Source organism: Bacillus sp. ISL-75 (genome assembly GCF_018613095.1).
This window is the reverse complement of sequence record NZ_JAGGQX010000038.1, coordinates 206,263-218,755: the sequence shown is the minus strand read 5'-3', so window position 1 is coordinate 218,755 and position 12,493 is coordinate 206,263. Positions and strand designations below refer to the sequence as shown.

The 12,493-nt window shown below is 37.9% G+C and carries 11 protein-coding genes and 1 riboswitch; all 11 genes read left to right on the top strand.

Annotated elements, in window-relative coordinates:
- Nucleotides 1–263 precede the first annotated feature (263 nt).
- Nucleotides 264–373: riboswitch (TPP riboswitch) on the top strand.
- A 146-nt stretch (nt 374–519) separates the two neighbouring features.
- The 11 genes from J7E63_RS16935 (at nt 520) to hisD (ending at nt 12,441) form a co-directional block, all read left to right on the top strand.
- Nucleotides 520–1,515 carry an ABC transporter substrate-binding protein gene (locus tag J7E63_RS16935; protein WP_215014484.1) on the top strand — a complete coding sequence of 332 codons (996 nt, stop codon included), beginning with the start codon at nt 520–522 and terminating at the stop codon, nt 1,513–1,515.
- Between the two features lie 13 nt (nt 1,516–1,528).
- The gene (locus J7E63_RS16930; RefSeq protein WP_098933751.1) at nt 1,529–1,822 is read left to right on the top strand and encodes a thiamine-binding protein; all 294 of its coding nucleotides are present in this window, start codon (nt 1,529–1,531) and stop codon (nt 1,820–1,822) included.
- Entirely contained in the window at nt 1,819–2,586 is a 768-nt protein-coding gene (locus J7E63_RS16925) for an ABC transporter permease (RefSeq protein ID WP_215014482.1), read from the top strand. The genes J7E63_RS16930 and J7E63_RS16925 overlap by 4 nt, the downstream gene beginning before the upstream one ends.
- Entirely contained in the window at nt 2,583–3,323 is a 741-nt protein-coding gene (locus J7E63_RS16920) for an ABC transporter ATP-binding protein (protein WP_215014480.1), read from the top strand. Before J7E63_RS16925 ends, J7E63_RS16920 begins: the two co-directional genes overlap by 4 nt.
- Complete coding sequence (locus tag J7E63_RS16915; protein ID WP_215014478.1) at nt 3,320–4,087, top strand: TatD family hydrolase; 768 nt, start codon at nt 3,320–3,322, stop codon at nt 4,085–4,087. The genes J7E63_RS16920 and J7E63_RS16915 overlap by 4 nt, the downstream gene beginning before the upstream one ends.
- 398 nt (nt 4,088–4,485) lie before the next feature.
- Complete coding sequence (locus J7E63_RS16910; RefSeq protein WP_215014476.1) at nt 4,486–5,856, top strand: amidase; 1,371 nt, start codon at nt 4,486–4,488, stop codon at nt 5,854–5,856.
- A gap of 685 nt (nt 5,857–6,541) precedes the next feature.
- The gene (locus J7E63_RS16905) at nt 6,542–7,900 is read left to right on the top strand and encodes an ABC transporter substrate-binding protein (protein ID WP_215014474.1); all 1,359 of its coding nucleotides are present in this window, start codon (nt 6,542–6,544) and stop codon (nt 7,898–7,900) included.
- Between the two features lie 155 nt (nt 7,901–8,055).
- A complete protein-coding gene (locus tag J7E63_RS16900) occupies nt 8,056–8,934 on the top strand; it encodes a carbohydrate ABC transporter permease (RefSeq protein WP_215014472.1) in 879 nt (292 codons plus the stop codon).
- Nucleotides 8,934–9,827 carry a carbohydrate ABC transporter permease gene (locus J7E63_RS16895; protein WP_215014470.1) on the top strand — a complete coding sequence of 298 codons (894 nt, stop codon included), beginning with the start codon at nt 8,934–8,936 and terminating at the stop codon, nt 9,825–9,827. The genes J7E63_RS16900 and J7E63_RS16895 overlap by 1 nt, the downstream gene beginning before the upstream one ends.
- Nucleotides 9,828–9,879: 52 nt before the next feature.
- Nucleotides 9,880–11,118: an ester cyclase gene (locus tag J7E63_RS16890; protein WP_215014468.1), complete on the top strand. Its 1,239-nt coding sequence runs from the start codon at nt 9,880–9,882 to the stop codon at nt 11,116–11,118.
- A 45-nt stretch (nt 11,119–11,163) separates the two neighbouring features.
- On the top strand, nt 11,164–12,441 hold the full coding sequence (gene hisD, locus J7E63_RS16885; RefSeq protein WP_215014466.1) for a histidinol dehydrogenase: 1,278 nt from the start codon (nt 11,164–11,166) through the stop codon (nt 12,439–12,441).
- Nucleotides 12,442–12,493 lie beyond the last annotated feature (52 nt).

Sequence of the window (12,493 nt, the reverse complement as noted above, 5' to 3'; positions counted from 1 at the left end):
AAATGATTGGATATAGACGGATCCTCAAATAATGCCCCTGTTCGTATAAGTTATCATGAACGAAACTAGCTCCTTACTCGTAACACCGTAGGTTAACTAGCAAAGTTATTTCGTGCAGGTGAATTAACCTCTGTTTACGTGCCAACAGAAGATGAGAACTGGATGTTTCATGATAGGAAGTATTTGTTAACAAGCATAAATAGATAAAAGCAGTTGGCATTGTCTGCCTTGACTGATATAATAGTAGGATATGAAGTGGAATACGAGTAATGTGGGGGAACCGGTGGTGCCGGTTGAGATTTAGTCCGTGAGACGATGACCCTTGGAACCTGATCTGGTTGATACCGGCGGAGGGAACATATTCTTAAACAATTAATTGTTTGCTGATATGCACTCAGGTTTCTTTACCTGGGTGCTTTATTTTGTTTAAGCAAGTTTTTGCCTTCTAACCAACACTTAGGTTTCACTCTCTTTCATTTGTTTCACTTTCGATTTTATTTTACATATGGGGGATTCTACATGAAGAAATGGCTAGTACTAGTCCTTTCAGTCCTTTTAGTGACTGGATGCAGCAGCAAAAAAGAAACAGAAAACGCAAAAGAAAAAAAACAGCCGCTTAAAAAGGTCTCGATTGTACTGGATTGGACGCCAAATACCAATCATACTGGATTATATGTAGCAAAAGAAAAAGGATTCTTTAAAAAAGAAGGCTTGGATGTGGATATTATCATGCCGGGTGAGACCGGTGCTGACCAACTTGTAGCTTCTGGCAAGGCGCAGTTTGGTGTTGGCTACCAAGAAGCGATTACCCAGGCACGTATTCAAGGGGTACCACTCGTATCGATCGCTGCAGTGATTCAACACAATACATCAGGATTCGCTTCACCAGCTGGCAAACAGATTCAATCTCCGAAAGATTTTCAAGGAAAAACATATGGTGGATGGGGCTCGCCAGTCGAAAAATCTGTCATCACTTCTCTCATGAAAAAGGAAAACGCCGATGCCAATAAGGTGAAAATCGTGAACATGGGTGATACGGACTTTTTTACGGCTGTGAAACGAGACATCGATTTCGCTTGGATTTACTATGGGTGGACTGGTGTAGAAGCAGAGCTTCGTAATGAAAAAATTAATATGGTTTACTTAACAGATTACTCTGACAAACTGGACTACTATACACCTGTTTTAGAAACAAACGAGAAAATGATCAAAGAGGACCCTGAAACGGTTAAGGCGTTCGTAAATGCCGCTGCCAAGGGGTATGAATTTGCCATTAAAAACCCTGATCAAGCGGCAGATATCCTGATTAAAGCAGCACCGGATTTAGATCCAAAGCTTGTAAAGAAGAGTCAAGAATGGTTGTCTCCAAAATATCAGGATGATGCAAAGGAATGGGGAATTCAAAAGCAAGAGGTTTGGGAAAATTATGCCCAATGGATGTATGATAATAAGCTTCTCGACAAGAAACTAGATGCGAAAAAAGCATTTACAAATGAATTTTTACCAAAATACTAGGGGGTAGTAAAACATGGCGAATTCATTAATCAGCATTCAAATCATACCGAAAACAAAGGATGGAGAAGACGTCATTCCATACGTTGATGAAGCCATTAAAGTCATTGCTGAATCTGGTGTGAAATATGAGGTACACCCGTTAGAAACAACCATGGAAGGCGAACTGCACGAATTATTTACTGTGATTTCAAAAATGAATGAACGAATGATTGAAATGGGAAGCAAAAATGTCATTTCTCAAGTAAAAATCCTTTATCAGCCAACAGGTATTTCCATGGATGACTTAACGGAGAAATATCGATCATGAGGAAGAATCTTGTAAAAGGGTGGAGACCGATTTTGGTTCTCCTCCTTTTGTTTGTCATTTGGGAGATTGTCGTTAAAATAGCAGAAGTGCCGGAATGGCTTCTTCCGCCGCCATCAAAGATTTTCACAGAGGCCATTGCCGGTTGGCGTGATTTTTATCCAGATGTGTTTTCAACGGTTAAAATTTCACTATTTGGATTTGTAGTTGGAGCATTCATTGGACTGGCGGTCGCCGTTTTATTCCATCTGGTGCCTGTTTTAAGGGATTCTTTCTATCCATTATTGATTTTATCGCAAAATGTTCCCATTATCGTTCTGGCTCCACTGTTGGTGATTTGGTTTGGGTTTGGCTTATTGCCCAAAATGATTGTCATCACCCTTGTTTGTTTCTTTCCCATTACAGTGGCCGCCTTAGATGGATTTAGCCAAACCCCTTCAGAGTTGAAGCATTATATGAGGATGGCAGGTGCATCCAAAACACAGCTTTTTTGGAAATTGGAGCTGCCGTTTTCGTTGCCCTCGATTTTTTCAGGCTTTAAGGTTTCTGCCACGTATAGTGTAATGGGTGCCGTTATTTCTGAATGGCTTGGTGCTAAGCAGGGGATTGGTGTCTTTATGACATTCGCATCGTCGTCTTTTCGAACGGACCGGGTGTTCGTTGCCATTTTTACCATCATGTTCTTAAGCCTCTTATTTTTCTTTTTAATCGTTTTTATGGAGCGAAGAGTGGTTCGATGGCAGCAGAAAGGGGATGAGAAAAAATGAGCTATCTTCGTTTTCAAAACGTTTCGAAACGTTTCGGGCAAAATGAAGTACTGAATGACCTTGATTTTTCCATTAATAAAGATGAATTTGTTTCTATTATTGGCCCTTCAGGTAGTGGGAAAAGCACCATTTTCAATTTAATAGGAGGAATTCTTTCACCAGATGAAGGGGAGATCCTATTAGACAACCAGTGCGTTAATGGAAAGCGTGGTTTTATTAGCTATATGCCTCAAACTTCTTCTCTTTTCCCGTGGAGGACGATACTTGAAAATGTCCTTCTTGGCCAAGAGCTTCAGGGAAAAAAAGACGTAAAAGCAGCACGAGAAATGCTGGCGATTGCAGGACTCTCTGATTATGAAAACGCCTATCCTCACATGCTATCTGGAGGAATGAAGCAGCGGGCTGCTTTTATCCGTGCCTTATTGAGCCCGCAAGAGGTGATCTGTCTTGATGAGCCTTTTTCAGCATTAGATGAGCTAACCCGATTTGAAATGCAGAAATGGTTATTGGAAATGTGGGAATCACATCGAAGGACGATTCTTTTTATTACTCATCATATTGAGGAAGCACTGTTTCTATCCGATCGAGTGATGATGCTGTCTGGTAAGCAAGCAAAGGTCGTTTCAAACATAGAGGTTCCATTTGAAAGGCCGCGGCACGAAGGTATTCTACTAGATGAAAGCTTTATTCAACGGAAAAGGGATGTATATTACCAATTAGTAGGTGAAATCAAATGAACATGATCGACGCTCATATACATTTGGATCGCTATCAGGATGAGGAAATCAAACGGATTGTATTGGATTCAGCCCATATCGAAGCCTTGATTTCTGTATCCTTTCATTTGGATTCCAGTAAAAGAAACCTTTTGCTTTCACAAAAATATCAAAAGGTAAAACCTGCATTTGGCTACCATCCAGAACAAGCATTGCCTTCTGAAAACGAGCTAAACGTGCTGCTAAATTGGATGGACGACCACCGTGACGAGATGATTGCTGTAGGAGAGGTGGGGCTGCCATACTACTTAAGGCAAGAGCAGGGGATATCGATTGCTCCTTATTTTGAAGTATTAGAAGTGTTTATAAGTAAGGCGAAAATATGGGACAAACCGATTGTTCTTCATGCTGTTTACGATGATGCGCCTCTCGTTTGTGACCTTCTCGAAAAATATTCTGTTTCCAAAGCGCATTTTCATTGGTTTAAAGGGGATCAGAATACAATAGACCGAATGATAAGAAACGGCTACCATATTTCTATTACCCCGGATGTGGTGTATGAACAAGAAATCCAGCAGCTTGTCAGCGTCTATCCTCTCGAGCTTATGATGGTTGAAACAGATGGTCCTTGGCCATTTGAAGGTCTATTTGCAGGGAAAATGACCCATCCGAATATGATGGAGGAATCCATAAGGAAAATCGCACTGCTCAAGAAGCTTTCCGCTGCGGAAGTTTCAGATGTCTTACATCAAAACACAAAAGGGTTTTATCAATTAACATCTTGAAGCTGCCGATCAAACATTGGCAGCCTTTCTTAGTGTACTAACGAAGCACTTTAGTTTAAGTACAAAATTTTACAATAATTCTGTTGGATTCAACCATAATGGTTACCTTCATGTTCATGAAATTGCTAATGTTACCAAGGAAATTGCCTTCCATCTTTGAAATACCCTCCATAGGTCCTTCAGGTCCAATATAAAGTTGTCAAGGCTTTTAAGTACTAGTAAATTCAATCCCTTTATATTCAAAAATAGTAACTCTATTTAATAATGGAATATTATAATGAGTATTTTCAGAAAATAAAGGATATTTCGAATTGATGTAGAATTAAACAAAGGAAAAAAAGATGTTTAAAACAGTTTGATTCCAGAACTAAAGGATTATTAAGGGGGCATATATGGTATTGGAAAAATCAATAAGAGAAATAATTAACGGATATAGGGAAAAAGAATTTTCTCCTGTAGAAATCCTCGAGGAGTATGTGAAACAAATAAAAACTCATAACCCAAAACTTAATGCTTTTATTACAGTTAATGAAGAAAAAGCCTTTGACCAAGCTGTAATTTCAGAAAGGAGAATATTGGAAGGAGGAGATATAAGAATTCTTGAGGGCATACCAATTTCTTACAAGGATAACATTGATACTAAAGGGATATTAACAACGAGCGGTTCTGTTATTCATAAAAATCGAATTCCTGCAAGTAATGCAAGTGTTGTTGAAGCTCTTAATTCTGAAGGTGCTGTGAACATTGGAAAAACCAATATGTATGAATTTGCATTTGGTATTACCTCAAAAAATTCCTTTTTCGGTGATATTAAGAATCCTTGGAATGACAATGTTACAGCTGGCGGTTCAAGTGGTGGTTCAGCAGTTGCCGTTGCAGCTAATCTTTGTATGGGGTCAATCGGCACCGATACTGCAGGTTCCATTCGAGTACCTTCTTCGTGCTGTGGTGTGATAGGGTTAAAACCAACATATGATTTAGTAAATATGAGAGGTATAATGCCATTATCCAATTCCCTCGATCATACAGGTCCAATTGCTCGAAATGTTGAAGATTTAGCTATCATGATGGAGGCTATCACAAAGAAAACATTCACGAATAATTGTATTTCTGACATAAGAGGAATGAGAATTGGGGTTCCTAAGCAGTACTTTTATGAAAGGATAGATAATGATGTTTTGAGTTTCTATAAGAATGCATTAAATACTTTTGAAAGGTTAGGAGCAATAATAGTAGAACTTGAAATTCCGAATTTCGATGATCCAAGAAAAATTGCACATGTATTAGCTACCTCCGAAGTTGGTTATTTCCATAGTGAATTAATTAAGTTATCGCTATCCCAATATAGTGAGGAAGCAATAAACACATTTGATAAGAGTAAATCTATTTCCGCCCACTCATACATTGATGGCTTAAACAAAAGAGCACAAATGACTAGAGATATAAGCAAACTTTTTGACCTTGTTGATATTTTAGTAACTCCAACTATGCCTATAGGGCCACCAGACATAGGGATTAAAGAGTTCTTGTTAGCTGGAGAGATGGAATCGATCGATGAATGCATGATTCGATATACTTGTTTATTTAATATAACGGGCCTTCCTGCGCTTTCCATTCCTTGCGGTTTATCACATGGATCCGTTCCAGTTGGTCTGCAATTAATAGCAAATCATCATAGAGAGGACCTTTTGATAAGGAATGCGCATTCATATGAACAAGCCATGTTATTGGATTTTTATAAAATAAGGGAAAAAATCGTAAAAAATTAAGCGAGAAAGTGTAATAAATTAAAACATTACAGATTTATATTGTTTAAATATGATATTTAATTTTTAAATTTTTTAGAATATTCAGTATTGACATAGATAGTTTTCAAGTTTAATATATTGTTTATAAGGAATGCGTATTCAATGCTAGCTAGCAGCTTATATTTTTTTTGAAATAAATCTAAATAGAGTAAAAGAAATATATGAATGCGGATTCAAATGAAAAAATCAGCAGTAAGTAGTTAAATAGGTTCTCCAATGGAGTTTTTTAGAATCTTCGCGCAGATAAAAAATAGAAAATATTTTTTGTGAATGCGGATTCATAAAAAAATCTAATCAAAAGGTAATTTTTATGATTGAATGCGGATTCAAAACAAATCTTGTAACAATAATAAAAAACTTTTTGAAATACCACCACACCACAGAAACTACACAATAATCCTTCAAACAGCCTTCAGATAATTTTACGTCAAGATATTTCATCCAGTTAAGTTGAAAAAATACAGTACTTAACAAACTCCAGACCCCAGCAAATCATTTAGCTTATTAATAATGATCTACCGTATGTGCACTTTTATTAAAGGTCTAAAATTATTAATAGCTCAATGTCATATACAAAACATTTTTTACAAGAAATGATGTACCTAAAAAAATTTAAGTCAACCTATTAAAAGAGAGGAATGTGCAAATGAGTATAAAAAAAGGATTTCGTTTTTTCGCTGTTCTCTTAATGCTAGTAACCCTTATTATTTCTGGATGTAGTAATTCAGAATCTTCAAACGGCGAAACCAAACCGAGTGCAGATTCTTTGAAGGGGAAAACAGTGAAAGTATTACTTTCAGCTGGCGGTGTTGGCCAATTTAACGCATGGAAGCAAAGATCCAAAGAATTTACGAAAAAAACGGGCATTAAAGTAAAATTTATTGAAACTCCTTATGAAAACCTTTTAGAAGACATCACCACAGACGGTATTGCAAATGGTGGGGCGTACGATTTAGTTGCACACCTTGATTCCATGGGTTCTTCTATTTCACAGTTTGTAGAACCTCTTGATAACTATGTAAAAAGGGACAATATTGATTTAAATCGTTGGCCAAAAGCAGCGATTGATCTATCCACATTTGATGGTAAGATTCAGAGTTTGCCGGTAAGGGCTCACGTTCAAATGCTGTTTTATCGTAAAGATATCTTTCGAAAATTAAACATTCAACCTCCTACCACTTGGAAAGAGTTTGAGGAAGCAAGTAAAAAAATTACCGACAACACTGACTTATCTGGTGTCGTTCCGTACTATGCTGCAGGTAATAATGGTCAAAACCTATTTATGTGGACAGCTTATTTATGGAGTAATGGCGGTGACATTTTTGATAAAGATATGAAACCAACATTTGCATCCAAGGAAGGTGTAGAGGCTACGCAACGCTATATTGATCTTCTTGTAAAAGATAAAGTGGCACCGCCGGGTTCTGTAACCTTTGGTGAACAAGATTCTCGTACATTCTTTAAACAAGGTAAGGCTGCCATGTGGTTAGGCTGGTGGTGGGTGTTCTCTGAATTCAACAGCAAAGAATCAGCTGCTCCAGAAGTTGCAGGAAATGTAGGGTTTGCCCCTGTTCCCGGATGGGAAGGGAAAGATAGCAAAGCAAACGTTTCATCTTTCCCATTGGCAATGATGAAGGGGTCTAAAAATAAAGAAGCTGCATGGGAAGTTTTGAAGTGGATTGCAGAGCCTCAGGAAGAACTTGATATTGTAATGAAGACGGTTAAAAATGAAGTCCCGGCTGAAGTGCAATCTACCGTAATCACACAAACTGAGAACCTCCGAAATAAGGAACTTAATAGTTTAAGCGATGGGTTTTATGATGTGGCAGCTGATAATTTTGAGAATTCTCGTGCATTGCCAAAAATACAGGAATGGCCACAAGTCGCGGATATTATTAGTGCGGCCATCTCAAAAATGGCGACAGGTGAACCGGTTGAATCTAATCTTAATAAAGCCTCAGAGCAGGTTGAAAAGCTCTTGGATAAAGCTGGATACTATAAGTAACATTTGAAGATTAAAATACACCTATCAATAAAGGTTTAGAAGGTGTCTAATTTCTTCTAAACCTTTCAAGATAGGGGATCTGGTACTCTATTGGGTGTAAATGTCACAATTGATGTTTCCTATTACCCTACTACACTACTTAGGAGGGACTTTAAATGAAAAATAATGTTTTTAAATACACAATCCTTGCTCCTGCGCTCATTCTTATTTTAGCAACGACAATTTACCCTCTTATTAGGTCGTTTTGGATCAGTCTCCATACTTGGGACTTAAAGAAATCAACAGAAATGGGTCCTTTTATTGGCTTTGAAAATTATATACGCGCCTTTTCGGACTCACAATTTTGGAATAGCGTTGTCATTACACTAATTTTTACTGGATTGACTGTACTTATTACCATTGTACTGAGTATCGGGGTTTCACTCCTGTTAAGTAAAGAAAAGCGTTATCTTTCTTATCTGCGCGCAGTTTTAATTATTCCTTTTGCAATGAGTGCTGCTCTAATCGGTTACTCTTGGCGATTCATGCTAAATTCAGATTATGGTTTATTCGATAAAATTATTGATTTTTTCTTGCCGCCTTTGGCAGATGTAGTTTGGTTAGGCACCCCACAAACAGCAATGGCAGCACTAGTTTCCGTAGTTGTTTGGATTTGGCTTCCGTTTATGAGTCTAATGTTTATCAGTGGTTTAATGGGCATGCCAAAAGAAGTGTTTGAAGCGGCTCAGGTGGATGGGGCATCTCGAATTAGAACTCTAATACATATTACATTACCGATGCTAAGACCCATTATTTTGATTGCTTCCATTTTAATGACAATGTTTTCATTAAAGGCATTTGACCCTATTGCTACACTTACTCAAGGAGGACCAGGAGATTCCACTGAAGTGTTAAATTTCCTTATTTATAAAACAGGGTTCCGCTTCTTTGATATGGGATATGCCTCTGCGCTCGGTTATATTTTAGCGATGATCACCATTGGGTTTGTCGTAATTTACATGAGAAGGCTTGTCAAAGGAGATGACTGGAATTAATGAGCAGTGCATTAGATTTAAGTGAAAAAGAAAGTAAATCAGAATTGTTGAGTGAACCATTGGGTTTAAACAAAAAAAATAACAAGGTTTCGTTTGCTTCCATTTTTGAAGGGTTCGGTGTCATTCTTGTTGCGGTGTTTCTTTTCCTTCCTATCTTCTGGATTGCTATTACAGCATTTAAGCCGGAACAGGAAGTTTATACAACAAGCATTTTTTTTCAGGCTACTCTAGACAATTTTAAGACTGTCTTTAGTCAATCTAATATTGGAAAATATTATTATAACAGTACCATTGTTGTTTTTGTAACACTGCTTATAACAATGCCAGTGAGTATCCTTGCATCATATAGTCTTTCCCGATTCAAAATCCCTGGGAAACAATTATTTTTGTTTGCAATATTAGCGACACAATTTATTCCATTAATTGTTAACGTTATTCCATACTTTATCATGTTCCGAAATTGGGGATTGCTTGATACAACACTCGCCCTAATCATTGTTAACTTAGGTCATACAATTCCTTATGGTATTTGGCTTCTTAAGGGATTTATTGATAAAATTCCACAGGATATGGAAGAAGCCGCAACGATTGATGGAGCAAATCGACTTCAAGTAATATGGCATGTTTTAATACCTCTTGCTAAACCGGGAATTATTACAGCTACCGTTTTTTGCTTTGTTATCACATGGAATGAATTTATGTTCGCATTAGTTTTAACAAATCAAGAGGCTGTTACATTACCGGTCGCCCTGTCATTCTTTAATGGGGAAAAGGGAGTCTTATGGAATCAAATGGCTGCAGCGGGAATCATCTTTGTTATACCAACGATCATTTTTATGTTGATAGTAAGAAAGCAATTTATTTTAGGAATGACTTCAGGCGGAGTTAAATAAAGAGTGATTGCCTGATTAGCCAATAATTATTTATAAAAGGATGGTTCAGCAAATGGAGAAAACATTAACTAAAGAAGAAACCAGTGTGATGATTAAAACAGAAGATAAGAAAAAGAGTAACATTCAAATAAAGAATAGGGGAAATTTAATCTTTTATGCTGACTCAAGTGAAGTGAATCCAATCGATTCTAAGGATGATTATGACTATGTCAATATTAGTCCTGTTGACCAGAAAAAACAAAGCATGAGAGGGTTTAATGAGGAGTATAACAATATTGTTGATTATATTGTTAAAATAACCCGCCAAATTTGGAAAGAAAAAGATATTGGCTTAATTTATGATACCTACAGTACCGGGGTAAGCATTCACAAAGGCTTAATTAACAGCCATGGAATAAATGAGGTAATTTCCGGAACTCTTCAAACGCTGCATTCTTTTCCGGATCGAAAAGGATTAGGCTGGAGTGTTGTTTGGTCGGGCAATGACCAAGATGGATTTTTTACTTCTCACAGAGGAAGATCCGTTGCGACTAATACCGGTGACAGCTATTATGGACCGGCAACTGGTAAAAAAGTTATGTTTAGAACAACGGCAGATTGTCTGATTCATTCCAATAAGATTTATGAAGAATGGCTGGTAATGGATACTTATCATCTTGTTCAACAATTGGGGTTTGACCCCATTGAGGTGGCTAAGAAAGTAGCGTTAGGCACTCAAAAACTTGCCCCTTCGTTAAGTTTTGGCCTTCCAGAAACAGCAGAGGCAGGACTTCCTCCAAAACTTTTCATACCATCATCAGTTGAATTTGAAATTGGGGAATTTATGCTTGAGCTGTTTAATAAAGTTTGGGAGAGACGTTCCTTTAACTTTGTTAAAAAATTCTATGAAGAAAAAGCAGTTCTTCATTATGTCTGTAACAGAGATCTTGTCGGCGTTAATGAGATTCAAGGGATGTTTCTTAGTCTATTTGCTTCAGTACCAAATGCAAAATTAGTACTTGAACGGATTACTTGCAACAGGAGAGAGAGTAATCAAGACTGGGATGTTGCTGTTCGCTGGCGGTTACAAGGAATGCATGAGGGCACTGGTTATTTTGGAGTGCCAAGTGGAAAACCGATTGATATCTTTGGAATTAGTCACTATAAAGTAAGAAATGAAAGAATCGTAGAAGAGTGGCTATTATTTGACGGAATGGAAGTATTGCGGCAAATCTATTTGCCTGAATCAGAAGAAAAGGCAGCAGCTGGGAATGTTCAAACAGAAGATGGTAATTTTACAGGAGTTTCGTGATTAACAGTATTGGGCTTAGTTTTTTATAAAAAAGGAGGCAGTAAGTTGGAATACTTAAAAAAGGCAAAATTATATGAACAGACATATTCTAATGATGTTGAACAAACAGTGAAAGAGATTATTGAAGTTGTTAGGTCAGAAGGCGATGCTGGTGTTAAAGAGTATGAAAAACGTTTCAGTCAGTCGGACCGTCCTCTAAGAGTAAGCGATGAGGAAATTGAAAGATGCATCAGTAAACTCTCAGATGAAGTGAAAGAATTAATTGACCGGGTGGTGGACCGAGTTTCGGCATTTTCTCAGGCCCAGCTTGAGTGTTTAATGCCATTCGAAAGAGAATTCGGGCCAGGAATCCATATGGGCCATCGTATTATTCCAATTGAAAAAGTTGGAGCCTATGTACCAGGAGGAAGATTCCCACTATTGTCATCTGGTCCTATGGTTGTTGCACCTGCAAAAGTAGCTGGAGCTAAACAAATCGTTGCATGCAGTCCGGCAAACTTTAATGGGGGTATCCACCCTGCCGTCCTTTACGGGCTCGTGAAATCAGGTGCAACCGATATATTTGCCATTGGGGGAGCCCAAGCTATTGCTGCCATGGCTTATGGAACAGAATCAGTCCCTGAAGTGGATATCATAGCTGGCCCAGGAAACCGATTTGTTGCAGAGGCCAAACGTCAAGTATTCGGAAAAGTAGGGATAGATCTTATTGCTGGTCCAAGCGAGATAATGGTTTTTGCAGATGATTCAGCAAATCCCAAAAAATGTGCTGCTGACCTCTTGGCCCAGGCGGAACATGATCCATTTGCAAGAGCCATTTTCGTTACAACCTCTCGTAACCTGGCTAAACAAACCGTGGACGAAATTGAACATTTGCTTCAAGAGTTTTCTCCAAGTTCCCCAGCGTATGAATCATGGTCCAATTTGGGAGAAATTATCTATGCAGAGTCTTTACAAGAAGGAATTGATATTTGTAATGATTATGCGATCGAACATCTGCATTTACATGTAAGAGATAGTAGACTTCTGATGGAGCAGCTTCATAATTACGGTTCACTTTTTATAGATTCTGATAGTTCAGTTGTATTTTCCGATAAGGTTTCTGGAACTAACCATACATTGCCAACGAATAGAGCTGCCCGATATACGGGAGGGCTGTGGGTAGGAAGTTATGTTAAGGTAATCACCCATCAACAGATTACAGGGGATGGTGTACAATACCTAGCATCACATGCTGCTAAACAATCAGATATTGAAGGTCTTGAGGGACATCGTCTCTCGGCTGCCATTCGTTTAACCGAGGATGAAGTACCAACAGCTAAATAAATTTTTTTACTATGTTACTACACCATGAATTAATCAATCGGGTAAATATATG